Source organism: Ewingella sp. AOP9-I1-14, from assembly GCF_052375995.1.
GTDB classification, from domain to species: domain Bacteria; phylum Pseudomonadota; class Gammaproteobacteria; order Enterobacterales; family Enterobacteriaceae; genus Ewingella; species Ewingella allii.
In genome coordinates, this window is sequence record NZ_JBQSVA010000001.1 from 701806 (window position 1) to 725384 (window position 23579).

General features: G+C 54.9%; 23 protein-coding genes. 5 read left to right on the forward strand and 18 right to left on the reverse strand.

Features of this window, described 5'->3' with window-relative positions:
* Window positions 1-128 precede the first annotated feature (128 nt).
* The 6 genes from accD to ACT3RT_RS03275 form a co-directional block, all read right to left on the reverse strand.
* A complete protein-coding gene (gene accD / locus ACT3RT_RS03250) occupies window positions 129-1046 on the reverse strand; it encodes an acetyl-CoA carboxylase, carboxyltransferase subunit beta (RefSeq protein WP_034791827.1) in 918 nt (305 codons plus the stop codon).
* Between the two features lie 254 nt (window positions 1047-1300).
* Window positions 1301-1969 carry a DedA family protein gene (locus tag ACT3RT_RS03255; protein WP_034791829.1) on the reverse strand — a complete coding sequence of 223 codons (669 nt, stop codon included), beginning with the start codon at window positions 1967-1969 and terminating at the stop codon, window positions 1301-1303.
* Window positions 1970-2028: 59 nt separating this feature from the next.
* Entirely contained in the window at window positions 2029-2844 is an 816-nt protein-coding gene (gene truA / locus ACT3RT_RS03260; RefSeq protein WP_353502789.1) for a tRNA pseudouridine(38-40) synthase TruA, read from the reverse strand.
* Window positions 2844-3854, reverse strand: coding sequence for an aspartate-semialdehyde dehydrogenase (locus tag ACT3RT_RS03265; protein WP_353502790.1), 1011 nt, complete (start codon window positions 3852-3854; stop codon window positions 2844-2846). Before ACT3RT_RS03265 ends, truA begins: the two co-directional genes overlap by 1 nt.
* Window positions 3855-3937: 83 nt before the next feature.
* Window positions 3938-5065: a 4-phosphoerythronate dehydrogenase PdxB gene (gene pdxB, locus ACT3RT_RS03270; protein ID WP_353502791.1), complete on the reverse strand. Its 1128-nt coding sequence runs from the start codon at window positions 5063-5065 to the stop codon at window positions 3938-3940.
* 100 nt (window positions 5066-5165) lie between these two features.
* A complete protein-coding gene (locus tag ACT3RT_RS03275; RefSeq protein ID WP_353502792.1) occupies window positions 5166-5942 on the reverse strand; it encodes a helix-turn-helix domain-containing protein in 777 nt (258 codons plus the stop codon).
* A gap of 142 nt (window positions 5943-6084) precedes the next feature.
* Here ACT3RT_RS03275 and ACT3RT_RS03280 point away from each other — a divergent pair, with 142 nt between their 5' ends.
* A complete protein-coding gene (locus ACT3RT_RS03280) occupies window positions 6085-6993 on the forward strand; it encodes a DMT family transporter (protein WP_353502793.1) in 909 nt (302 codons plus the stop codon).
* A gap of 208 nt (window positions 6994-7201) precedes the next feature.
* A complete protein-coding gene (gene flk, locus ACT3RT_RS03285) occupies window positions 7202-8248 on the forward strand; it encodes a flagella biosynthesis regulator Flk (protein WP_485901434.1) in 1047 nt (348 codons plus the stop codon).
* A gap of 12 nt (window positions 8249-8260) precedes the next feature.
* Here flk and ACT3RT_RS03290 read toward each other — a convergent pair whose 3' ends face one another.
* On the reverse strand, window positions 8261-8728 hold the full coding sequence (locus tag ACT3RT_RS03290; RefSeq protein ID WP_353502795.1) for a rhodanese-like domain-containing protein: 468 nt from the start codon (window positions 8726-8728) through the stop codon (window positions 8261-8263).
* Between the two features lie 125 nt (window positions 8729-8853).
* On the opposite strand from ACT3RT_RS03290, the gene pdxR reads away from it, so the two are divergent.
* On the forward strand, window positions 8854-10335 hold the full coding sequence (pdxR, locus tag ACT3RT_RS03295) for a MocR-like pyridoxine biosynthesis transcription factor PdxR (RefSeq protein ID WP_496202486.1): 1482 nt from the start codon (window positions 8854-8856) through the stop codon (window positions 10333-10335).
* Here the strand turns inward: pdxR and ACT3RT_RS03300 are convergent.
* The 4 genes from ACT3RT_RS03300 to fabB all read right to left on the reverse strand — a co-directional run bounded on the left by ACT3RT_RS03300 (window position 10318) and on the right by fabB (window position 15071).
* Complete coding sequence (locus ACT3RT_RS03300) at window positions 10318-11439, reverse strand: SLC13 family permease (RefSeq protein WP_485901439.1); 1122 nt, start codon at window positions 11437-11439, stop codon at window positions 10318-10320. The genes pdxR and ACT3RT_RS03300 overlap by 18 nt on opposite strands.
* A 202-nt stretch (window positions 11440-11641) precedes the next feature.
* Complete coding sequence (locus ACT3RT_RS03305) at window positions 11642-13102, reverse strand: PepSY-associated TM helix domain-containing protein (RefSeq protein WP_485901441.1); 1461 nt, start codon at window positions 13100-13102, stop codon at window positions 11642-11644.
* Between the two features lie 93 nt (window positions 13103-13195).
* The gene (locus tag ACT3RT_RS03310; RefSeq protein WP_496202487.1) at window positions 13196-13621 is read right to left on the reverse strand and encodes a DUF2946 domain-containing protein; all 426 of its coding nucleotides are present in this window, start codon (window positions 13619-13621) and stop codon (window positions 13196-13198) included.
* 229 nt (window positions 13622-13850) lie between these two features.
* Complete coding sequence (fabB, locus tag ACT3RT_RS03315; protein ID WP_034791854.1) at window positions 13851-15071, reverse strand: beta-ketoacyl-ACP synthase I; 1221 nt, start codon at window positions 15069-15071, stop codon at window positions 13851-13853.
* 169 nt (window positions 15072-15240) lie between these two features.
* Between fabB and mnmC the strand changes: the two genes are divergently transcribed.
* Entirely contained in the window at window positions 15241-17277 is a 2037-nt protein-coding gene (mnmC, locus tag ACT3RT_RS03320; protein WP_496202488.1) for a bifunctional tRNA (5-methylaminomethyl-2-thiouridine)(34)-methyltransferase MnmD/FAD-dependent 5-carboxymethylaminomethyl-2-thiouridine(34) oxidoreductase MnmC, read from the forward strand.
* 51 nt (window positions 17278-17328) lie between these two features.
* On the opposite strand, the gene ACT3RT_RS03325 is transcribed toward mnmC, so the two are convergent.
* From ACT3RT_RS03325 to prmB, 6 genes are all read right to left on the reverse strand, one after another.
* Window positions 17329-17613 carry a YfcL family protein gene (locus ACT3RT_RS03325; RefSeq protein ID WP_353502801.1) on the reverse strand — a complete coding sequence of 95 codons (285 nt, stop codon included), beginning with the start codon at window positions 17611-17613 and terminating at the stop codon, window positions 17329-17331.
* Window positions 17614-17645: 32 nt separating this feature from the next.
* Window positions 17646-18203, reverse strand: a complete 558-nt coding sequence (locus ACT3RT_RS03330; protein ID WP_353502802.1) for an elongation factor P hydroxylase — start codon at window positions 18201-18203, stop codon at window positions 17646-17648.
* Window positions 18204-18310: 107 nt separating this feature from the next.
* The gene (locus ACT3RT_RS03335; RefSeq protein ID WP_154145402.1) at window positions 18311-19111 is read right to left on the reverse strand and encodes a sulfite exporter TauE/SafE family protein; all 801 of its coding nucleotides are present in this window, start codon (window positions 19109-19111) and stop codon (window positions 18311-18313) included.
* 46 nt (window positions 19112-19157) lie between these two features.
* Window positions 19158-20012, reverse strand: a complete 855-nt coding sequence (gene mepA / locus ACT3RT_RS03340) for a penicillin-insensitive murein endopeptidase (RefSeq protein WP_496202489.1) — start codon at window positions 20010-20012, stop codon at window positions 19158-19160.
* A gap of 25 nt (window positions 20013-20037) precedes the next feature.
* Complete coding sequence (gene aroC, locus ACT3RT_RS03345) at window positions 20038-21123, reverse strand: chorismate synthase (RefSeq protein ID WP_353502805.1); 1086 nt, start codon at window positions 21121-21123, stop codon at window positions 20038-20040.
* Window positions 21124-21194: 71 nt separating this feature from the next.
* The gene (gene prmB, locus ACT3RT_RS03350) at window positions 21195-22127 is read right to left on the reverse strand and encodes a 50S ribosomal protein L3 N(5)-glutamine methyltransferase (protein WP_353502806.1); all 933 of its coding nucleotides are present in this window, start codon (window positions 22125-22127) and stop codon (window positions 21195-21197) included.
* A 215-nt stretch (window positions 22128-22342) separates the two neighbouring features.
* On the opposite strand from prmB, the gene smrB reads away from it, so the two are divergent.
* A complete protein-coding gene (gene smrB / locus ACT3RT_RS03355; protein WP_485901451.1) occupies window positions 22343-22888 on the forward strand; it encodes an endonuclease SmrB in 546 nt (181 codons plus the stop codon).
* Window positions 22889-22966: 78 nt separating this feature from the next.
* Here smrB and sixA read toward each other — a convergent pair whose 3' ends face one another.
* Complete coding sequence (sixA, locus tag ACT3RT_RS03360; RefSeq protein WP_034791867.1) at window positions 22967-23449, reverse strand: phosphohistidine phosphatase SixA; 483 nt, start codon at window positions 23447-23449, stop codon at window positions 22967-22969.
* Window positions 23450-23579 lie beyond the last annotated feature (130 nt).

A 23579-nucleotide genomic window follows, 5' to 3' on the forward strand; every position in this document is an offset into this window, starting at 1 on the left:
TCGACACTATACCCAAAGTCATTGAAGTTGCAGCAAGACTACAAACCAGATGAAACACGGCCCGTTGACCAAAGCGTGCGAGAGCTCCCGCACGCTCGAGATGACTGACCGGTTTCATCTCAGACTAATCAGGCATCCTGATGGTTGTCAGCCGCGTTGCCGCTGACTGCCGCCTGAACCACGTCCACTTTAGGCTCAGGTTGACCGGTTAATTTGGCCAGCACGCTGCCCAATTTAGGTCGCAGATCAGGACGGCGAACGATCATGTCGATAGCGCCCTTCTCAATCAGGAACTCACTGCGCTGGAAGCCCGGCGGCAGTTTTTCACGAACGGTTTGTTCGATAACGCGTGGGCCAGCAAAGCCGATCAGCGCTTTTGGCTCAGCCACGTTGATATCACCCAGCATTGCCAGACTCGCCGACACGCCGCCCATGGTTGGGTCAGTCATTACAGAAATGTACGGCAGGCCGCGTTCCTGTAATTTTGCCAGAGCAGCACTGGTTTTCGCCATCTGCATCAGGGACATCAGCGCTTCTTGCATACGCGCACCGCCACTGGCTGAGAAACAGACCAGCGGACAATTGTCTTCCAACGCCTGCTCTACCGCACGAACGAAACGCGCGCCAACAACAGAAGCCATTGAACCGCCCATGAAGGCAAATTCAAAAGCAGCAACGACGATTGGCATGCCGTACAGGGTGCCTTTCATGACAACCATGGCATCTTTTTCGTCAGTTTCTTTCTGCGCTGCAACCAGACGGTCTTTATATTTTTTGGAATCTTTAAACTTCAGAACATCTTTAGGCTCAAGCTCGCTGCCTAATTCAACCTCGCTGCCTTCATCCATAAAGGTGAAGAGGCGCATACGCGCAGACATGCGCATGTGATGGTCGCACTTTGGGCAAACCATGAGATTGCGTTCCAACTCGGCGCGGTAAAGTACCTGACCGCAGCTGTCACACTTAGTCCAGACACCCTCAGGAATGCTTGCCTTACGGGTTTGCGAGACGTTGCTCTTATTAAGAATTCGTTCAATCCAGCTCATCGATAACCTTTCTGTTTGAACCCGGCCGAAGCCAGTCCGCTGTTCATGCTGTAACAAGTCCCCTGAAACCTACCCAAAATCACCCGCCAGCACTGATGCCCAGTGGCATTCACCATGCAAAACGGAAGGGTTGTTCGCAGGAACAGACCATAAATGTCGCTCATTAAACCATAACGGCCCGACGCTGTGGATAAAAAACTGGTCGAACCCTCTGGTTTAATCTCTTTATATTTCCCAGCTTTGCTGCCTTAAGGCTAGCCTTGCTGACGCTTTTCCTTGGCTGCCGCACGTTTGTGCCGCCAAATTTCGATCACGCCCGGCAAAATCGAAAGCACAATGATCGCCACGATCAATAATTTCAGATTTTCCTGAACCACCGGCACGTTGCCGAAAAGGTAGCCAGCATAGGTAAATAACAGCACCCAAACTAGCGCACCAATCACGTTATAGGCCGCAAAGTGGCGATACGACATGCGCCCCATACCCGCAACGAAGGGTGCAAAAGTTCGTACGATTGGGACAAAGCGCGCAAGAATAATCGTTTTGCCGCCATGTTTCTCGTAAAACTTGTGTGTTTGATCCAAATAACTGCGACGGAAAATCTTCGAATTCGGGTTGCTGAACAAACGTTCACCAAACAGGCGGCCAATCGTATAGTTAATCGCATCACCCAGAATCGCCGCCACCACCATCAGGAACACCATCAGATGGACATTCAGATCATTGCCCGGCAAGGCCGCCAGCGCGCCAGCCACGAACAGTAAAGAATCGCCCGGCAGGAACGGCGTGACCACCAGCCCCGTCTCACAGAATAAGATCAGGAACAGGATACCGTAGACCCAAACACCATACTGAGCAACCAGCTCGGCCAAGTGCACATCGATATGTAAAATGAAATCAATAACAAGGTGGATGAAATCCATTTGATTTATCGCCTTTTTTAAGCGCCCGATGCGCAATGTTAATCAATAGAAAACCGTCTTCAGTCTTCTAAGAACAGCGGCCCCATATTCATTTTGGGTAAGCCAAACTTCTCCGGGTAATCCACTGAGACTAAGTACAACCCCTCAGCACGCGCGGTGGCAGCCGCCAAATTGCGGTCTTTGGCTGCTAACAGCTCGCCCATCCAGCTTTCCGGCTGGATCCCGGCACCGATATCAATCAAGCTGCCGACGATATTGCGCACCATGTGGTGAACAAAGGCGTTGGCTTTGACATCCACCACCACATAGTTACCGTGGCGCGCGACGTTCAGGTGCATCATGTAACGCCACGGCGTGCGCGACTGACACTGGGAGGCGCGAAACGACGTGAAGTCATTCTCACCCAACAGTGCCTGACCGGCACGCTGCATTTTGTCGACGTCCAGCGGCATATGCACATGGGTGATTCCACTGTGCAGAATGGCCGAACGGTAGCGATGATTATAGATAACGTAACGATAACGGCGCGCGGTGGCGCTAAAGCGCGCGTGGAAATCCTCCGGCACCTCGTGCATCCAGCGCACGGCGATGTTTTTCGGCAAATGGGTATTCACCCCCATGGTCCACGCCGCCTCTTTACGCATTACCGGCGTCTCGAAATGCACTACCTGCCCGGTGGCGCTGACGCCCGCGTCGGTACGCCCCGCGCAAAACACCACAATCGGCGCATCCGCCACGCGGCTCAAGGCCTTTTCCAGACAGGCCTGAACGCTGGCCGCCTCTTGCTGGCGCTGCCAGCCATAATAGGCGCTACCGTCGTACTCAATTCCTAATGCAATGCGTCCGGCAACGGGCGCAGCAGGCAATTCAGACATTAATACCAATACTCCCCAATCAGCTTCTCGGCAGTTTCTACCGCCATCAGCGCGCCGCCGAAGCGCACGTTGTCAGCCACAGACCAGAACTGCACCACTTCAGGAATACCGTAATCATTGCGCAGACAGCCGATGCTCAGGTTGGCGTTGCCCGAGGCGTCGCTGACCTGTGTCGGGAAATCATCTTCTTCGCTCAGATTAATATCATCAATGCGTTCAAGCTCGGTGCGAGCTTCTTCGGCAGACAGCGGGCGCAAGCCTTCCATATGCACCACCTGCGCGTGGCCGTAAAACACCGGCGACTGCACGCAGCTGACAGAAATCGGTAAGCCGTCGTTTTGCAGCACTTTGCGCACTTGGTCAACCAGACGGCGCTCTTCGCGCACGCTGCCCTCTTCGTCATTCAACAGCGGCAACAGGTTGAAAGCCAACTGCTTGCTGAAAATGCCCTCTTCGGCAGGAATGCCGTTGAGCAGGCGCGCGCTCTGTCCGGCCAAATCGTCTACTGCCGCTTTGCCCAAGGCAGAAACGGAGAGCAGAGAAGTCACGTGCAGACGCGCCAAACCAGCCTGATCGGTTAAAGGCTTGATGGCCGTTAACAACTGGCTGGTCAGGCTATCGGCGACCGCCACGATGTTACGGTTGCGATAGTGCGCCAGCGCGTCAGGGTTAACCCCCGGCACCACCAGCGGAATGTCGTGTTCCATAGCAAACAGGCCGCTGCTGTCGATAACCAGACAGCCCTGATTGGCAGCTTCTTCGGCAAACTGCGCCGAGGCCTCGTGGCCTGCCACAAAGAAGGCCAGTTGCACCTGCGACCAGTCGAACTCGGCGACGTTTTGCACGCGCAGGCTTTTGCCATTGAAGCGCACGGTTTGACCCGCGCTGCGTTCGCTGGCTAACGGAAAGAGTTCACCAACCGGGAACTGGCGATCGGCCAGCAGCTCCAGTAACGCATCACCGACTGCGCCCGTGGCGCCAAGCAGCGCAATATTCCAGCCATCAGACATGTTGGTCTTCTCCAAAAATGAATCGTACAAAAATACAAAGGGGCGGTAGTTCACCGCCCTCAAGTCGAAAATTGCGCCGGGCCTTAGCCCTGAACGGCAGTAAAACCGAGTTTATTGAGCAACTCGACGGTCGCCGGATTATCGCAAATTACTTTCAGCGATGACCACTCGCGGCGCTCTTCATAGAATTTGCGCAGTTTGTCGAACTCCCCGGCTTTGCCCGCCACGCGGCGTAACGGCGCGTCATCGCGGCGCACATCATACACTAAGTGAATAAGTCGCAGCAGTCTGGCTTCGTTCAGTTCCCCTGAGAATGAGACAACCGGGAACTCTGGCGCAGGCAGCAGCTCTTCCAACGGTACTTTTTGCGGCTGGCCGATAAACTGGCTGAATGCTTCGAACACCTGAGTGGTGCCGCGCGCCTTGCCTTCAAGGCTGTATCCGGCAATGTGCGCCGTGCCAATCGCCACTTTATCCAGCAATGCCAGAGAGAGATCCGGCTCCGGCTCCCACACGTCCAGCACGGCGGTGAGTTTTTTCGCGCCGTTGAGCGCGTCGAGCAGCGCGGCGTTATCCACCACTTCGCCACGACAGGCGTTAATCAAAATACGGTCAGCAGGCAGGCGTGCCAACAGGTCGGCATCCACCAGATGGTGCGTGCTATAAGGCCCGGACATGTTCAACGGCGTATGGAAGGTCAAGATATCGGCTTCGGCCACCAGTTGGTCCAGCGAAGAGAAAGTCTCTTCATCACCACGATCGGCACGCGGCGGGTCGCACAGCAGAGTGCGGATGCCCAAGGCGCGCAGGCGCGCATTCAGACGCGATCCCACATTGCCTACCCCAACAATGCCGACCGTTTTGTCGCGCAGCTGGAAGCCATCGCGCTGGGCCAAAATCAGCAGCGAGGAGAACACATATTCCACTACCGCAATGGCGTTACAGCCCGGCGCGGCGGAGAAACCAATCCCCTGCTGTTGCAGCCAGGCGTCATCCACGTGGTCAGTCCCCGCCGTCGCGGTACCCACGAATTTCACCGGCTTTCCTGCCAGCAGTGCCTCATTCACCTTGGTCACCGAGCGCACCATCAGGGCATCGGCGTCATTGAGTGCATCTTGCGGAATCGGCCGGCCCGGAACGGCCTGCACATTGCCCAGTCGGCTAAATAGCTCGACGGCATAAGGCATATTTTCATCAACCAGGATTTTCACGTGTGTCTCCGGCAGGCAGTGCCATAGAAAAAACAGACTATAAAGAGGAGGAAGATTTTGCCACGAACTGCGGCAGATCCCAATGCCAGCTTGTCACGGCTTACCGTTCATTACGAAAACGTTGAGGCGTGGTCCCAGATATTTGCTGGAACATGGCAATAAACGCTGATGATGAACTGTAGCCAACTTCCAGCGCCACGTCTTGCACCGTTTTGCCCTGCTCGAGCAGAGAAATCGAATGGAGGAAGCGCAGACGCTGACGCCATTCGGCAAAGCCCATGCCCAAATCCTGTTGGCAGCGGCGTGAAAGCGTGCGTTCGGTGGTGTAAACCCGCGCCGCCCACTCCGCCAGCGAGGTGTTATCCGCCGGGTTCTTCTCCAGCGCGTTTAACACCTGCGACAACAGCTTATTGTCGGACGTGGGTAAATAGGTGTTTTGCCGCGGGGCCTGACAGATTTGGTCCAATAGCACCAATGCCATACGCATATCGCGATCGGTCTCTGGCTCTGAAAGATCACGCAGCGCGAAGTCGTTGGCGATGGCGTTAAAAATCGGTGTCAGAGTGAGCAGGCAGGGCTTTTCAGGCAGGCCGTCATCCCACTCGGGCGCGATGTCGATGGCGCAAAAACGGGTCGTCCGGCGGTTATAGCTAGAGTGCTTCACTCCGGCGGGTATCCAGATAGCAAACTCGCGCGGCGCAAGGTAGCGCTCACCTTCAACCTTCATCGCCATCACGCCTGATTTGATGGTAATAATCTGGCTCCACGGGTGCGAATGGCAAACATATTCCGAGTTAGCCAGAATGGTTTCTCCGCGAAAGAGCAGCGTATTGGGGATCTGTTCAGGAAGCGGAGGATAGAAACGAGGCTGTGGCATAAAACCCCTTGTCAATTGTGGTCATCACAAATTCGGGATCAAGTTGTCCGAATTACGCAAAGCGTTGTCTGGTTATCGTTATATATAACAAACACGACAAACGTACACTAGCGCAACGATTTAACTACGGACGTATTTTTTCATGAATGCTCTCTTCCCATTACTGGCGGTGTTGATCTGGTCGATTAACGCCGTGGTCAGCAAGGCCTCAGCGACCGCCATCGATCCTGCGGCGATCTCCTTCTACCGCTGGTTTCTAGCGCTTATCACGCTCACACCCTTTGTCTTGCCGGGCGTAGTGCGCAATTTCAAAGAGATTAAGCAGTATTGGTGGAAATTGCTGATCCTCGGCCTACTGGGAATGGTGCTATTCCAAAGCCTGGCCTATTACGCCGCCCACACCGTGAGCGCGCTGTATATCGGCATCATCACCTCCTTTATTCCGTTGCTGACGGTGCTGATCAGCCTGTTTGTGTTGAGCGTGGTGCCAACCGTGGGTCTGGCGCTGGGCGGCGTGCTCTCTTTGATCGGGCTGGTGTGGCTGGTCAGCGCGGGCAACCCGGGCCAGCTGCTAGAGCACGGCATTGGTAGCGGCGAAATCATGATGTTTGTCGCCTCCATCTCCTACGCCCTGTATGGCGTGTTGACCAAACGCTGGGCGATCCCGCTGCCTAATTGGCAATCGCTTTACATGCAGATCTTGTTTGGGGTGCTGCTCCTGCTGCCAAATTTCCTGATGACGGAAAATGTGCAGCTAAACGCGCACAACATTCCCTTGGTGGCCTTTGCAGGCATTGCGGCGTCAATCATTGCGCCTTTCCTCTGGATTCAGGGGGTTATTCGGCTGGGTGCAAACAAAACCTCTATTTTCATGAATTTGGCCCCCATCTTCACCGCCGTGATTGCCGTGATTTTCCTGCGCGAGCAGTTGCACAGTTACCACTTGATTGGGGGTGGTATCACCCTGCTCGGGGTAATTCTGGCCCAACGCCTGCGCCGTCCGCTCTTTGGCACTAAGCCAGAAGTGAAGGAAGATAAACCCGCCGTTTAATGATGTTATCGCCGCCTGTAACTCCACAGGCGGCATTATTTATCCTGCCTTTTATCGCTTTCGCGCCCCACTCGTCGTTTTCTGCAAAAAATAAGCGTAAGAATATTATTTCCATACCCATTCACAGTGTTGATTGATTTCGTTTGCAGGTATGATGTTGCGCTTGCGCGCTTTGCGCCGTTTTAACTCGCAGCGAAGGACTGGTGATATGCAACCTTTAAGTGGCCCGGGCGCGCCAATTGGCGACAACAGGATGCAACCGAATAACTCAGTTCCCGCGGGCTCTGGTGATAATCAGCAGCTTACCCCTGCGCAGCGCACTACCCTCGAAAAACTCATCGTCAAATTGATGGCGCTGACCCCCATGAAGTCCGCTGAAATTTGGGCTGGCTTACGCCACGAGCTGTCTCTCCCTCATGATGCTGAACTGACCGCCGCAATCTACCCACGCGCGGAAGGCATCCTGCAAGGCAAATTGACGCAGGCACAGGACAGCCACGCCACGCGCCAGCTGTTCCAGCAACTCACCGAATTATTGCCACAGGGCAATAACCGTCAGGCGGTGAGCGACTTCATTCGCCAAAATTTCGGCCATACCGTGCTCAGCCAGCTGAGCCACGAGCAACTACAGCAGGTGTTTTTGCTGGTCCAGACTGGCGAAATGACCATTCCGAAACCGCAGCAAACGCCGATCACCGATCGCGCCCTGCTGCCTGCCGAACATAACAGTTTGCAGCAGCTGGTGACGCGTCTCAGCGCCGCCACGGGCGAAGCACCGGCCAAACTGTGGCAGCAACTGTTTAACTTAGTCGGCGTGAAAGTGGGCGAACCTATCCCGGCGCGCCATTTTCAGCTGTTAAGCCAGTTTATGCAGGTCAAAGCGGCGCTGAGCCAACCGACAGCGCCACCGACGCTAACCACCTTGCTCAGCGTGTTGAAACAGCCAGCGACGCTGCAAGAAGTCCAGCAGCTGACGGAATATGTCGAAAGCCGGTTCAACGCCACGCCCAACACGCCGCTGAACGTCGCGCAGCTTAACGATCTTGTCGGCGTGCTGTTCAGCCAGCGCGTTGATCGCTCACCGCGACCGGAGAAAGTGGATGATAACTTTACGGTGGTGACCCGTACCGAGCCTCAGCCAATCATCAATCCGTTCGTCGCCATGCTGCCGCAGTCGATGCAATCCATGGGCGGCAAGCCGCTGGCTTTCATCGCCTTTGTGGTGGTGGTTATTCTGCTCTGGCTGCTGTTTTAAGCCGCACATTTACTAGCAACCGCACTCTTCCACGCTAAAATCGGCAGGATACTCGCCGCACTCAGCACCGGTCGCCAACGGATGGCGATCGCGAGTCCAGAAATCTAGGCCCCCTATCAACTCTTTGACGCGAAAACCCAGTTTCGCCAGCTTATAGGCCCCATTGGTCGAGCCGTTGCAGCCAATGCCATCGCAATAAGTTACATACACTTGCTCTCTATTAAGATGCCGCGTTGACTCTTCGGTCATCAAACGATGCGGAAAGCTGATTGCGCCCGGAATATGTCCGCGCTGATAGTGCGACTCAGCACGAGTATCCACCACCACAATGCCTGAAATACGGTTTTTCAAATCTTCGGCGACATCAGCGGCATCGGTGTAAAAACTCAATTTATTGAAGAGATAGGCTTCGCTCACCGCCTGAGCCGGTGGCGCAAACTGTAATACGGCTGACGTCTGGCTTTGCTGTTTTTGACTCATTTTGCCTCTCTCTTTCAATCAGGTAATAGGAACGCAGCGCATAAGGCGCAGCATGACAACGGTTGTATCATCCGCTATTTTGGTCTTATTCATAATGCCAATTCCCCAATTTCTATAAGACCCATATGCGCACTTACACTGGCTCCTCGACCTTACTTACCCTGTTTGAGAATAGCCTCGAACCAGGACTCAATTTACGCGAGAGGCTTTGCGTTACGCTGCGAAAGGCGATTAACAGTGGCGCTTTAAGCAATGGACTGCGACTGCCTTCTTCACGCCAACTCGCCGCCGACTTGCGTATTTCGCGCATCACGGTTGAGGCCGCCTACGCGCAAATCGAAGCCGAGGGCTATTTGCGCCGCGAGATAGGCAAAGGCACCTTTGTCAGTATCGCCATGCCGCCGGAAACGACCTTTAAAAAGAGCCACAGACTGACACCAAGGCTGGCGACTCTTTCAGCTCGCGGCCAGCAAATTGTCGCGACCGGCGGCTGCCAAGACCCTCAGTCACCTCTGCCCTTCGCCGCGGGTAGCCCGGACTTACGCGTCTTCCCGCTGAAAATTTGGCAGCAGTTGATCAACAAGCATCTACGCATCGGGGGCACAACGCTGCTCGGCTATGGCGATCCGCAGGGTTTTGCTCCCCTGCGCGAAGCCATTTGTGCTTACCTCCAGCAATCTCGCGGCGTGCAGTGCAGCCCGCAGCAAATCATGATCACCACCAGCTCGCAGCAGGCTTTGCAGCTCTTGGCAACTCTGCTGCTCGATCGGGGTGATAGCGTCTGGCTAGAACAGCCGGGCTATCTCGGCGCAAGAAATGCCTTTACCAGCGCGGGCGGCAAGATATACCCGGTGGGAGTGGATGAAGAAGGCATGAACCCAGTCGGCCAAACCGTTCAGCCTAAAGTTATCTATCTCACGCCTTCCCACCACTACCCTTCCGGCGTTAGTCTTAGCCTGCCACGCCGACTGGCGCTACTGGGGCTGGCGCGGAAATATCAGTCGTGGATCATCGAGGATGATTACGACAGCGAGCTACATTATGATGGCCGCCCTTTGCCCGCCATGCAGGGACTCGATAAACAACAGCAGGTGATTTATCTCGGCACCTTTTCCAAAGTGCTCTTTCCTTCCTTACGTCTGGCCTACGCTGTGCTGCCCGAGGCGCTGGTAGAGCCTATGACCACGCTGCGCACGGTATATGACGGCCATTCGTCTCAGTTGATGCAGGCGGTGACGGCTGATTTTATTCAGTCTGGCCATTTCGCCGCGCACTTGCGTTTTTCACGCCAGCTTTACCATAGCCGCCGCAATCATTTGCTGGAGGAGATCCAGCAAAAGCTCGCAAACTGGCTGATTCCGCAACCCGCCGCCGGAGGCTTACAGCTGGCGGCTCGCCTGCCCGCTGGCTCCGAAAAGAGGCTGACTCAGCTGGCCTTGCAACAGGGTGTCGTCACGCCACGCCTTTCGCCGCTGTGGCTGCCCGAAGCTGGCGCGCAGGAGCAAATACCTGATGGCTGGCTGCTCGGCTTCTCGGCATTAACGCCGGGAGACATAACCTCAGCGGTTAATCGATTAGCCAAGCTGCCCTTAGATCCAAGCCAGTAATAGCCAGCCGCTCAGGCCACTTAAAATAAGGAATGGGAAGGAGAAATAGTGGAACTTGAGCCAGATCTTGCGATCGTTGGCCATGCGCAGGGCAATGAGGTTAGCCAGTGAACCAATCGCAAGGCCGAAACCGCCAGCGTTAACGGCGTAAGCCAGCAAGGCGTTAGGTGGCACGTAGTTAATCATCAAAATGGTAGCTGGCACGTTGCTAATGACCTGCGACAGCCCGATACCAAGGGCGTAAACGCCCGCCGGGCTTAGGTGTGCAATCTGGTTCACCGCGTCACGCACGGCGTCTAAACCGACAATCAACCGCACGTCGATAAACATGGCGATAAACACCAGAATCAACGGCCAGTCGATGCGCAACAGCACCTGCCGCGCCAGCAAAAGAAAGCACAGCAGCACGGCAATCAGGCCATATAGCGCCAAGCCGAAATCCACACAGCCAATGAACACCACATACATCACCAGACAGCTAAAAAGCAGTTTTTTCTGGTATGGATAGCCCTGATTATTCTCCAGCCTTTTCAGCTTTATCGCTGGGAAACTCAGCCAAGTCACTATCAATAATGCCGCAAAACTGACGAATGCCAGCGGGCTCATTTGGGCTATAAACCCCAAAAATGACAGGCCGGATTTGTTCCACAACAAGATATTTTGCGGATTACCGATAGGCGTAAGTAAGGAGCCCGCGTTCACCGCCAACGCCTCAAAGATGATCAGTCGCGTGACGGGCAGCGTAGAGAGCTTTTTTAGGGTGATCGTGAGTGGAATGACGATAAACAGCGCCACGTCATTGGTCATAAAGGTAGAAAGCAGCGCGGCGGCACAAACCAAAAACAGCGCCAAATAGCGCTCATTGTTGATGCTGTTGATCATCTTACGGCCAACAAAATCAAAGTAGCCGCTCACCTCAACGCCCTTGGTCAGCATCAGCAACCCAATCAGCGTGACGATAGTTGACCAATCTACAAATTGTGCAAATTGGTGGATTTTCTCCGGCTGGAAAAGAGTCAGTACCACACCCAGTAGCAATAAGACGTGCAAAAAACGGTCACGTAAGAAGGGCTTGAGTAATGTTGTGAAGAAAGTTGCCAGCATAGTTTTCCGCAATGAGTGACCCTGTCGATTGCGCTGACGTTACCCGAAGACGTTGCGGCCCGCTACTGCAAAAATGAGTTTTCCAGCAAACCTCGTAATAAAAAACGAGGCCGCTGAGGGCCTCGTCAATAATTTGCGAGAAGGCTCGCAATCCCTTATTTCAGCTTGTTATTTGCACGCTGCGAGCTAAAGTCGGCGCTCATTAATTCACCGCAACAGCTTGGAGCCGGTTTCTATGTCGCAGCCAACGGAGCACATCAATCAGCAAGAAGATAAGCAGGCTTACCCCCATCACTGGCAGGCTGATGGAGAGAGCCAGTGCTATCAGCCCAATTGGCCATTGCAGGCTGGCAGGAAGTTGGCGCCACGTTTGAATCAGGGTTACCACCGGATGCGGGCCGCTGTTCATCGCCGGACGGCGCAGCCACCACATGCGGTAGCCCCAGCCAATCATCACGCACAGCCCAATGCCGAACAGCACCAGAATAGCCTGATTCCAGAAGCCAAACAGAATACCCATATGGGCATCAACGCCCCAGCGAGTGAGCTTCGCCAGCAGCGGGAAATGGGCAAACTCGGTATGGTCAATAATCGCCATTGTCTGAGGGTTAACCGATACGGCATCAACCTGCGTCGGCCAGCTTCGGTCCACTTCCGTCACCGTCCAGGCCTTATCCGCCGCATAAGCCGGGCGAATTTCTATTTTGTTAGCCGTGATCCCTGCATGACGCGCGGCGGCGATGACCTGATCGAAAGTGATCGGCAAAACATTAACAGGCTCAACTTTTGCTGGCATGTGATGAGCTGCCATATCGGGCATGTCAGGCATATCTGCCATGCTCATATCACTCATCTGGTGCTCGGCATGTTCACCCGCAGGAGCCGATTTTTCGCCTGCCAGAGTGGTCGCGACCGAAGGGGTCATCCAGCCCATATGTTCACGCAGGATGCTGATATTGCTCCCGGCCCACTGTGACCATGTCAGGCCCGTTACCGACAGAAACAGCATGCCAACCAGCAGCGTGATGCCAAGCCAGGTATGCCAGCGGCGGCTAATGTGCTGCTTGGCAGCCGTGCCGGTAAGCTTACGGTTGCCACGGGTTTTCTGTCGGCTGGTTGCCCATAGAAGAATGCCGCCCAGTGCCGCAACCCACAGCCATGAAGCGGCGAGTTCGCTGTAATTACGGCCAATATCGCCTAGCAGCAACTCGCGGTGAAGCTCATCGAGCCAGGTGCGTAAAGGCAGGATGCCGCTGGTGCCATAGACGGTCTCTTCACCCTTGATATCCAGCGTCACGGGGTCAACAAATATTGCCTTGGTTTTGGACGCACCGAGGCTTGGGTCGGACAGCATAACCCGCGTGGTTTCCCCCAGCGCAGGGGCTGGACGAATCGCAGCGATCTTCGCCTGATCGCCAGCAATGGCCAGCGCAGCTTCAATTTGCCGAGAGATCGGCTGCACGTCGCCTTTCGCGGAAGTGAAAAGCTCGTTGGCGTACAAGTGGTTTTCTAGCTGAGGGGTAAGTACATACAGCGTGCCGGTCAGCGCGGCGACAAAGATAAAAGGCCCGACGAACAAACCGATATAGAAATGGATACGCTTGAGTAACGCAATGGACGCGGCTTTGGCCGTCATTTTGGTAGAGCTTGCAGGATGGCTCATCAAGAATGTTTCCTGAGTGTTTAAATAGCAGGTGCAGAACAGCAAAGCCAGGTCGGCACTGTTCAGACGATGTTTAATAGAAGAAACAAAAAGCTATTTAAAAGCAGGAGGGGCGCGAGGCTGAGAGTCAGGGTAGAAAGCAGTGGGAACAGGACGAACGGCTGCGAGGCGCGGCGGTGCGCGGCTGGAGGTGTTAGACACCCACAGCATCGGCAGCGCTAACATATGCAACAGCGGCAGGTGGACTAAAAGTACGCAGTAACCACAGGCTGCGTCACTCATGTCGCCGGGCATCATCACTCCCAGCCCCATATCGTGCATGGGCATAGAGTTTTGATGAGCCGCAGTATCAGCCTGTTCAGCCATCTCGTCATGCGACATCGGCATGTCGGACTCTGACATCTCTGACATATCCATCGATGCCATCGACATCTCTGTCATCGCCATGCCAGGCATCATCGAATGCGACATGCCAGCAGCCACCAGTGATTTTGACACCACCGGCGCGATAAATAACATCAGGATGGCCAGAATCCCAAGCCAGGCAGGAAAAAGAGTGTGCCTGTGCTTTATCTGGCTAAGTGAGAGCATTGCATCTTAGTTATAAAAGTATCTATTGAGTGAAAAGAAAGCGGCGGAATTGTACCTGATTAGTTAAGTCGTTTGTAGCTGTTGAGGCATTGGGGAGTATAACGGCGGGCATAAAAAAACCCGCACGATGGCGGGTTTTTCAAAGAGAACGACGAGATTACTTGTCGTTTTTCAGCTTACGCATAACCAGCGTGGCGTTAGTACCGCCGAAGCCGAAGCTGTTAGACATCACGGTAGTCAGCTCGCGCTGAGTTGGCTTAGTGATGATGTCCATACCTTCAGCCTGCTCATCGAGGTTTTCGATGTTGATGCTTGGCGCGATGAAGTTATTTTCAGCCATCAGCAGGGTGTAGATGGCTTCCTGCACGCCCGCAGCACCCAGTGAGTGGCCGGTCATGGCTTTAGTAGAAGACAGTGCTGGTGTTGTAGCGCCGAACACTTCGCGGATTGCGCCGAGTTCTTTCACATCGCCTACTGGAGTAGAAGTACCGTGTACGTTGACGTAGTCAATCGGGGTGTCCACACCCTGCATTGCCATCTTCATACAGCGCACTGCGCCTTCGCCTGATGGAGCAACCATGTCTGCGCCGTCAGATGTTGCGCCGTAGCCCACGATTTCTGCGTAGATGTGCGCGCCACGTGCCAGAGCGTGTTCCAGCTCTTCCACAACAACCATACCGCCGCCGCCAGCGATGACGAAACCGTCACGGGCTTTATCGTAAGTACGGGAAGCTTTATCTGGAGTGTCATTGTAGCTGGTAGAGAGTGCGCCCATAGCGTCGAACTCACAGGCCATTTCCCAGCAAAGCTCTTCACCGCCACCAGCGAACACCACGTCTTGCTTACCGAGCTGAATCATCTCTACCGCGTTACCGATGCAGTGAGCAGAGGTCGCACAAGCAGAGCTGATGGAATAGTTAACGCCACGAATTTTGAACGGAGTCGCGAGGCAAGCAGAAACGCCAGACGCCATCGCCTTAGTCACCATGTATGGACCTACGCCGCGCAGACCTTTAGCACGCATGCCGTCAGAACCCGCAACCTGGTTACGTGGTGAACCACCACCGGAACCTGCGATCAGGCCGGTACGCTCGTTAGAAACCATCTCAGGCGTCAGGCCAGAATCTTCGATAGCCTGCTGCATGGACAGATAAGCGTAGATAGAAGCATCACTCATGAAACGCACGACCTTACGATCGATAAGCCCTGCGGTGTCTAACTTAACATCACCCCAGACATGGCTACGCATTCCGGCATCTTTCAACTCTTGCGAGAAGGTGATCCCTGAGCGCCCTTCTTGCAGGGAGTTAAGTACTTCCTGCTTGTTGTTACCGATGCTCGAGATGATACCCAGGCCAGTAATGACTGCACGTTTCATTTAATACCTCTTGTACTATTAACTATTCGGGATTTCGTGACGCACTCTAGCGTACAGTTGTACGCCGAACAAGTCCGATCAGCAATTCCTTGTGTAAATCGCAGTAAATTTGCGCGAGGTCAAACTGGCCGTTAAACTTCGGCATCGCCTTGAACTGAGGGAGTTTCATGTGAGCCACACCCCAATCCAGCCCGCCGAATTAAGTTGGAACGAACAGGGTACACCTGTTTCCCGACATTTTGATGACGTCTATTTTTCCAACCAAAACGGCCTGCTGGAAACACGCCACGTCTTTCTAAACGGTAATGGATTCCCACAACGCTTTGCCGAACATCCGCGCTCGGTCTGCGTTATTGCAGAAACCGGATTTGGCACCGGCCTGAACTTTCTCACTCTGTGGCAAGCCTTTGATGACTTTACCCAGCAGCAGCCCGAAGCTCGTCTAAAACGCCTGCATTTCATTAGCTTCGAGAAATTTCCACTGTCCGTAAATGACCTGACTGCCGCCTTAAACCAGTGGCCTGAACTTGCCGACTATGCCAGACAACTTGTTGCCCAATGGCCGCTGCCTTTTTCCGGCTGCCATCGCCTGCTGCTGGACGACGGGCGCATCACTCTCGACCTATGGTTCGGCGATGTTACTACCCTGCTTCCGGCTTGTGACAGCAGTATGAATCAACAGGTTGACGCCTGGTTTTTAGACGGTTTTGCCCCTTCTAAAAACCCCGATATGTGGACTCCCGAGCTGTTCGCCAATATGGCGCGGCTTTCACGCTCGCAAGGTACGCTGGCAACCTTTACCGTGGCCGGTTTTGTCCGTCGCGGTTTACTCGATGCAGGCTTTGACGTCGAGAAAGTGAAAGGGTTCGGTCAAAAGAAACATATGCTTAGCGGCGTGATGAATAATCCGCTAAATCTGCCACATTCGGCTCCGTGGTATCAGAGACCGGCGGCGGAAAACACCCAAAACATTGCCATAATCGGCGGTGGCGTCGCCAGTGCCGTGCTGGCACTGGCGCTGCTGCGGCGTGATTTTAACGTCACTCTTTATTGTGCCGATGACCAACCGGCTCAGGGAGCTTCGGGGAATCGTCAGGGCGCGGTTTACCCCTTACTTAATGGTAAAGGCGACGCGCTGGAGCGATTTTTCTCCCACGCATTCACCTTCGCCCGTCGCCAGTATCAGGCTTTAGCAGCAAGTGGCGTGGCCTTCGACCATCAGTGGTGCGGCGTAAGCCAGATTGGCTATGACGCCAAGAGTCAGGGGAAAATTGATAAGATCCTCGCAGGCGAACTGCCCGCCGAGCTAGCCACCGCCCTCACTCAGCAGCAGCTGACCGAAGCTTGCGGCTTAGCGTGTCATCACGGCGGGATCAGCTATGGGCTGGGGGGCTGGCTCTGCCCCGCTCAACTCACCACGGAGTTAATCCGACTGGCAGAGACGCGCGGGCTAAAGGCATATTTCAACCAGCCGGTCACGGCGTTACGACAGACCGAGGACAGCCGCTGGGCGCTGACCTTCGCCAATGGCGAAACCCTAGTGCATGACAGCCTGTTGCTGGCAAACGGGGCGAATATTACTGATTTCCAGCAAACCGAGAAGCTGCCGGTCTACGCCGTCGGCGGTCAGGTTTCACATATTCCCACCACGCCTGAGCTGCAAAAGCTTAAACAGGTGCTGTGCTATGACGGCTACCTCACCCCGGTTAACCCGGCGAATCAGCATCACTGTATCGGCGCGAGCTATCACCGCGCTGACAGGTCGACGGCTTATCGCGAAGACGATCAGCAGCAGAACCGCCAGCGGCTGATTGACTGCTTGCCGCAAGCCGGCTGGGCACGAGCAGTCGACGTGAGCAGCGGCGAGGCGCGAAACGGCGTGCGTTGCGCGACACGCGACCATCTCCCGATGGTGGGCGCAGTTGCCGATTATGACGCCATGCTTGAGGCTTATAGCAAGCTGGATATCGCCGTGAAACGCGGCCAGCCGGTGGCTGATGCGCCATACCATCGCAATCTATTCCTGCTTGGGGCGCTCGGTTCGCGTGGGCTAAGCTCGGCCCCGCTGGTGGCGGAAGTGCTGGCGGCGCAAATTTCAGGGGAGCCGATGCCGCTCGATAGCGAAACGCTGGCGGCGCTTAATCCACATCGCATGTGGGTAAGAAAGCTGCTGAAAGGCAAACCGGTGGTGAGTGAAGAGAACTGACAGCGTTGACAAAGGGCCTGGCGGCCCTTTGTTTTTACAAGGTATGACTGATTATTTGGCTTCTGGCAGAGACGCCTGATAGAGATTTTCCCACATGCCGAGCACCAGAACCTGATCGCGCGGGGAGAGCTCTCCGGCCTGAATAGCCTTATCCAGACTGTGTCGGACACGAATTTTCAATGCTTCGGCAGTGTGTTCGCCGTTTTCTTCCGCGTCGGCAACCGCCACGGTCAGATGGCCTCGCAGATAGCCACTGGCGAACAGCTCATCATCGCTGGCGCTTTCAACCATGTCGTCAATCAGCGTCAAAATACGCGCTTCAAATTCTGCGATCATCAATCATCCTCAATTATTCAATATTCAGAAATTCATTCTAGCGGTTGCAGCGCAGGGAAATCTGCCGCCGTCAAAGGTGCCGTATTGTAAAACGATTGTAACGCTTTTATAAAGCGCGCCGGTCTTTCTGGGACGCCTTGTTGCAAGATCCGCAGCACTTCTTCGCGGACCTTATTGTGGAAAGCCACGCGGTCCGGCTCACAATCGCCGCTCAGATTGTCACAACTGACGTTAAAGCGGAACCCGGCGGCGGCGCAAAATAACCACTCATAGGACTGGGGCTTAATTTCCACCTTCTCGAATTCACTTTGCGTTTGCGCATCACGGCCATCCGGGCAATACCAGTAACCGAAATCCACCAGCTTGCGGCGCTCGGCCCCCGCCACGCACCAGTGGGAGATTTCATGCAGCCCGCTGGCGTAGTAGCCGTGAGCAAAAACGATGCGATTGAAATCTTCCTGTTCATCGGCGGGCAGGTAAATTGGCTCGTCATCACCTTTAATCAGCCGGGTGTTGAATTCCTCATAGAAGCAGGAATCAAAAATCTGGATTAATTGATGATAATTATGGGTTTCTGTTGAATCGGACATAGTTGCTGCGAAACTCTATCAAGTGAAATTAGGGGCAAATACTCCCCTATTTGAATATTGTTTTTACTGATGTTGATCAGTGATTTGCCTCAGTGACTCGCCTGTTGCTATAGGTGCAAACTGAGCCACTGGTAGATCTCCGCCCCGTGGCTGTCATAAATCAGCTTACAGCTCATTACCGTTGACACACAGACCACCATCGGGCGGATCATCTTCTGCCCTTTAGATAACACCATGCGAGCGCCGAGGCGCGCGCCGATAAACTGCCCGGCCAGCATCACCAAGCCAATACTCCAAATCACTTTGTGGCCCATGATGAAAAACAGCAGGCCACCAAAGTTAGAGGTGAAGTTCAGCACTTTGGCGTGTGCCGTGGCTTTGGCAAGATTAAAGCCGCACAGCGTCACAAAGCCCAGCGCGTAGAAAGAGCCCGCCCCCGGCCCGAAGAAGCCGTCATAAAAACCAACGCAGCCGCCACCGACTAATGCATAAGGCAGCGCGGATAAGCGGCGCTGACGATCGCTTTCGCCCAATCTTGGCGTCAGCAGAAAATAGAGACCAATGCAGATGATCAGCAGCGGCAGGATCTGCCGGAGCATGTCTGCGCGCAGGTGCTGAATCAAAATCGCGCCCAATACCGAGCCAACAAAGGTGCAGGCAATATTGAGCTTTTGGTCGTTAAGGTTCACCACCCCACGGCGCACAAAGTACAGGCTAGCGGAGAAAGATCCCCCTACCGCCGACAGCTTATTGGTGGCAATCGCCTGAGCGGGAGACACACCCGCCGCCAGCAGTGCCGGCAAGCTGAGTAGCCCACCGCCACCGGCTATTGAATCAATAAACCCCGCTAAAACAGCCACTAAAAACAGAACGCCTACTACCCAAGGGGCAACAATCAACCAATCCATTTTTCTTTTTGTCTCGCTCTATAAAGCGGGGAATGTTCAATAGCGATTAGAGCACGTGTTTATCCAGCAGCGCCTGACAAGACGGCGGCAACGGAGGTGGCTCTTTTTTCACTGGTGTACCGGTGCCCGGTTTCGGTGGCAGGAACCAACTTTGCAGTTCCGCGCCGCAACCATCTCCCGGCGGAGGTGGCGCCTGATCTTCACATTCCAGGCTGCCCGCAGGGCAACGCAGACGGACATGCATGTGCGCACGATGGCCAAACCACGGACGAACTTTATGCAGCCACGCGCGATCCGTTCCCGCATCGGCACACAGCTGCTGTTTGATGGCCGGGTTGACGAAGATGCGCGTCACGTCGCTGTCCTGCGCGGCCAGCTTGATCAGCGTTTCAATGCGTGGTTGCCACTGTCGCTGATTGACGGTTTTACCGTCAGCATTGACCAAATCAATAGGCTGCGGCTTGAGCAGCATCTGCTCGCTCCAGCGCTGACGCGGCAATTGCAGCCAGATATCAACATCCAAACCCGACTGGTGGCTGGCATGTCCGCTGCTGAAACGACCACCGGCTGGCATCGCCATATCGCCAATCAGCATGGTGCCAAGGCCTTTATCCGTCGCCTGAAGTCCCAGACGTTTGATAAAAGCCAGCAGATCAGGCTGGCCGAAATAGCGGTGCTGGTCAGTGCGCATCACCTGGTAATTAGGCGAGTTTAGTGGCAGAGGCTGGGCGCCAATCTGGCAGCCGTTGGCGAACCCCCCGATGGCCTGCGGCGATCCAGCCACCGGATGGGTGATTTTCTGCCAAGGCGTTACCGCCAGAGCGGGCGCGCAAAACGCCAGCGCCAGCAGACCCGCGCAGGCCGTTTTAAACAAATTTGCCGTCATGAAAGCAGGTTTCATCGGTTTACCACCTTCGATTCGCTAATCACCAGCGCGGAACGCTTGAGTTCACGTCACCGTTTTGCGCACGTTGGCGCAGCAAGTGGTCCATCAGCACGATAGCCATCATCGCTTCAGCGATTGGCACGGCGCGGATGCCAACACAAGGGTCATGGCGACCTTTGGTGATCATCTCCACCTGCTCCCCTTGGCGGTTAATGGTGCGCCCAGGCACGGTAATGCTGGAGGTCGGTTTCAGCGCGATATGCGCGATAACCGGCTGGCCGCTGCTGATACCGCCGAGAATGCCGCCTGCGTGGTTGCTTTCAAACCCATTTGGCGTGATTTCGTCACGGTTTTCGCTACCGCGCTTAGTCACCACGGCAAAACCGTCGCCGATTTCAACACCTTTCACTGCGTTGATGCTCATCAGCGCGTGAGCCAAATCAGCGTCAAGACGGTCGAAGACCGGCTCACCGAGGCCCGCTGGCAGGTTTTCAGCCATCACGGTAATTTTCGCGCCGATAGAGTCACCGGCCTTTTTCAACTCGCGCATCAGTTCATCCAGCGCCTCCAGCTTGGACTCATCCGGGCAGAAGAAGGGGTTGGTTTCTACTAAGTCCCAATCTTTCAGCTCACAGCTGACGTCGCCAATCTGTGCCAGATAGCCACGGACTTTAACGCCAAATTTTTGCGCCAAATATTTCTTGGCGACGGCACCGGCGGCAACGCGCATCGCGGTTTCACGGGCAGAAGAACGACCGCCGCCGCGGTAGTCGCGCACGCCATATTTCTGCTCATAGGTGTAGTCAGCGTGTCCCGGACGGAAAACGTCTTTAATTGCGCTGTAATCCTGAGAGCGCTGGTCAGTATTCTCGATGATCAGGCCGATGCTGGTGCCAGTAGTCACCCCTTCGAACACGCCGGAGAGGATCTTCACCTGATCCGGTTCGCGGCGCTGAGTGGTGTAACGCGACGTGCCCGGACGGCGGCGATCGAGATCGTGCTGCAAATCTGCTTCGGTCAGCGGAATGCCCGGTGGCACGCCGTCGATGATGCAACCCAAGGCCACGCCGTGGGATTCGCCAAAAGTGGTGACGCGGAAAAACTGCCCAATACTGTTCCCTGCCATCACGGCTCCTTAACCATTATGTTGTTTATTTGATGAGGTGACCGGCTGCGAGGCCCGTCACCCAAAATTTTTTAGTCGCGGTAAGCAGTGAAATACTCAGCGCAATCCAGCAACTGCTGCTTGGTCAGCATAAATACGCCGTCGCCGCCGTTTTCGAATTCCAGCCAGGTAAATGGAATATCTGGGTACTGTTCCATCAGATGTACCATGCTGTTACCCACTTCACAAATCAGCACGCCCTGCTCTGTCAGGTAGTCTGGCGCGCAGGCCAGAATGCGGCGAGTCAGCTTCAGACCGTCAGTGCCGGAAGCCAGGCCCAGCTCGGGCTCGTGGCGATATTCCTGCGGCAGGTCTGACATATCTTCTTCGTCAACGTATGGCGGGTTGGTGACGATGAGGTCGTACTGCAATGACACCAGTTCACGGAACAGGTCGGAGCGAATTGGCGTCACCCAGTTCTCCACGCCGTGGGCTTCGATATTGCGTTCGGCCACCGCCAGCGCGTCGGCAGAGATATCTACCGCGTCGACTTCCGTTTCCGGGAAGGCATAGGCACAGGCGATAGCAATACAGCCGCTGCCGGTACACATATCGAGGATATGCTGCGGCTTGTCGCGCAGAATGCCGGAGAAGCGATTGTCGATCAGCTCGCCAATCGGTGAGCGCGGCACCAGCACGCGTTCGTCAACGTAGAACTCCATGCCGCAGAACCAGGCTTTGTTAGTCAGATAGGCGACAGGAACGCGCTCGTTAACGCGGCGGATCACGCGCTCAACGATGCGATGGCGCTCACTGGAGGTCAGGCGCGCGGTGTGCATATCTTCTGGAATGTCGAGCGGCAGGAACACGCTTGGCAGCACCAGCTGCACGGCTTCATCCCACGGGTTATCGGTACCATGGCCATAATAAACATTAGCGGCGTTCAGGCGGCTTACTGTCCAACGCAGCATGTCCTGAATGGTGTGAAGCTCGCCTACGGCTTCATCTACGAATATTTTGTCCAATTTTCTCTCCTGACGGCAGGCTGGCTTTTAACAGCCCTTTAACCGTGGGTTTACAGTACCTAATTTGCCGCATAGTTTGCCACGAAGCCGGGGACAAATCAGCAGCTATAGGAAGTTGTTGCGAGAAGTGATGGGAATTTAAGTCTGAGTTTTTGTTAACCCTCGACTAATGCGCAGGTACACTGTGAAAATGTGCTAAGAATGATGACGAATCCATGAAGAAAAAACATGCGCTAAGCCCGGAGGAAAAGCTGCTTTTCCGTGAAGCCGTGCCGGGGATTAAACGCCTGCAAAATGACACTATTACTCATCGTCCGGTGCGTAAAAAAGTGACCGAAGTATCCCCAAAAAAGCTGTTGCAAGAACAGGTTGACGCGACTTACTACTTCTCCGATGAATTCCAGCCGATGTTGCAGGAAGAAGGCCCGGTGCGCCACCTGCGCCCTGATGTCAGCCATTTCGAATTAAAGAAGCTGCGCCGCGGCGACTACTCGCCGGAGCTGTTTCTCGATTTACACGGCCTGACCCAGCGCGAAGCCAAGCAGGAGCTGGGCGCGCTGATTGCCGCCTGCCGCCGCGAGCACGTACATTGCGCCTGCGTGATGCACGGTCACGGCAAGCACATCCTCAAGCAACAGACGCCGCTGTGGCTGGCGCAGCACCCTAACGTGTTAGCCTTTCATCAGGCACCCAAAGAGCTGGGCGGAACCGCCGCGCTGTTAGTGCTAATTGAACTGGACGATAAGCAGCAAGAGCTGTAACCGCCACTGATTCGCAAAAGCAGAAAGCAAAAAAGCACAGCCTGAGCTGTGCTTTTTCATTTTTAGCGGAGCAACGTTTTAGACTTTCGCCATCACCTGACAAGGGCTGAACTGCCAGTCAAAGGTGCCTTTGCCGGTTTCAGCGTCTAACTCTACGCTGGCCATCGCAGATGTGGCGAACATCGGCGGGCAAACGCCCGGGCACAACTCGGCGACCAGATACCCCACCAGCGGCAGGTGTGAAACCACCAGCACGCTGCTTACACCTTCCAGCGCCAGCGCATGAAGTTCTTGCGCGACGATGGCCGGATCCCCACCCGGAGTCAGTTCTTTCAGAACTTCCACCTCATCGGGCAGGCCGATGGCCTGTTTCACTTTTTCCAGCGTCTGCTGCGCACGTAGATACGGGCTAACCAAAACACGCTGAATATTGATTGCGCGACCTTTCAGCCACGCCGCCATATGTACTGATTCGTCACATCCGCACTCGGTAAGAGGTCTTGCCGAATCACTGGCTGCTTCAAGAGCTGCCTCACCGTGACGCATAATCACAACTTGCATATTGCACCGCTTTTGTTAACAAAAATAGCGCTATACAGAAACGCCTTGCGTGCTGTATCACCCTTTGCCCGATGCTTTCGTTGAAAGCCTGAAGGGCAAACCACAGCCACCTAACGCGCCGTCTCTCTAT

Excerpts from the sequence above, each read along its gene's own strand:
- ACT3RT_RS03310 (WP_496202487.1), bottom strand. The coding sequence starts at position 13,621 with ATGTTATTTATCGCGCCGGTGGTGTCAAAATCACTGGTGGCTGCTGGC.
- ACT3RT_RS03300 (WP_485901439.1), bottom strand. The coding sequence starts at position 11,439 with ATGCTGGCAACTTTCTTCACAACATTACTCAAGCCCTTCTTACGTGAC.
- ACT3RT_RS03290 (WP_353502795.1), bottom strand. The coding sequence starts at position 8,728 with ATGAGTCAAAAACAGCAAAGCCAGACGTCAGCCGTATTACAGTTTGCG.
- ACT3RT_RS03330 (WP_353502802.1), bottom strand. The coding sequence starts at position 18,203 with ATGTCCGATTCAACAGAAACCCATAATTATCATCAATTAATCCAGATT.
- flk (WP_485901434.1), top strand. The coding sequence starts at position 7,202 with ATGCAACCTTTAAGTGGCCCGGGCGCGCCAATTGGCGACAACAGGATG.
- pdxR (WP_496202486.1), top strand. The coding sequence starts at position 8,854 with ATGCGCACTTACACTGGCTCCTCGACCTTACTTACCCTGTTTGAGAAT.
- ACT3RT_RS03335 (WP_154145402.1), bottom strand. The coding sequence starts at position 19,111 with ATGGATTGGTTGATTGTTGCCCCTTGGGTAGTAGGCGTTCTGTTTTTA.
- truA (WP_353502789.1), bottom strand. The coding sequence starts at position 2,844 with ATGTCTGAATTGCCTGCTGCGCCCGTTGCCGGACGCATTGCATTAGGA.
- ACT3RT_RS03325 (WP_353502801.1), bottom strand. The coding sequence starts at position 17,613 with ATGATCGCAGAATTTGAAGCGCGTATTTTGACGCTGATTGACGACATG.
- sixA (WP_034791867.1), bottom strand. The coding sequence starts at position 23,449 with ATGCAAGTTGTGATTATGCGTCACGGTGAGGCAGCTCTTGAAGCAGCC.
- smrB (WP_485901451.1), top strand. The coding sequence starts at position 22,343 with ATGAAGAAAAAACATGCGCTAAGCCCGGAGGAAAAGCTGCTTTTCCGT.
- ACT3RT_RS03275 (WP_353502792.1), bottom strand. The coding sequence starts at position 5,942 with ATGCCACAGCCTCGTTTCTATCCTCCGCTTCCTGAACAGATCCCCAAT.
- ACT3RT_RS03265 (WP_353502790.1), bottom strand. The coding sequence starts at position 3,854 with ATGTCTGATGGCTGGAATATTGCGCTGCTTGGCGCCACGGGCGCAGTC.
- mepA (WP_496202489.1), bottom strand. The coding sequence starts at position 20,012 with ATGAAACCTGCTTTCATGACGGCAAATTTGTTTAAAACGGCCTGCGCG.
- ACT3RT_RS03305 (WP_485901441.1), bottom strand. The coding sequence starts at position 13,102 with ATGAGCCATCCTGCAAGCTCTACCAAAATGACGGCCAAAGCCGCGTCC.
- aroC (WP_353502805.1), bottom strand. The coding sequence starts at position 21,123 with ATGGCAGGGAACAGTATTGGGCAGTTTTTCCGCGTCACCACTTTTGGC.
- ACT3RT_RS03255 (WP_034791829.1), bottom strand. The coding sequence starts at position 1,969 with ATGGATTTCATCCACCTTGTTATTGATTTCATTTTACATATCGATGTG.
- fabB (WP_034791854.1), bottom strand. The coding sequence starts at position 15,071 with ATGAAACGTGCAGTCATTACTGGCCTGGGTATCATCTCGAGCATCGGT.
- accD (WP_034791827.1), bottom strand. The coding sequence starts at position 1,046 with ATGAGCTGGATTGAACGAATTCTTAATAAGAGCAACGTCTCGCAAACC.
- ACT3RT_RS03280 (WP_353502793.1), top strand. The coding sequence starts at position 6,085 with ATGAATGCTCTCTTCCCATTACTGGCGGTGTTGATCTGGTCGATTAAC.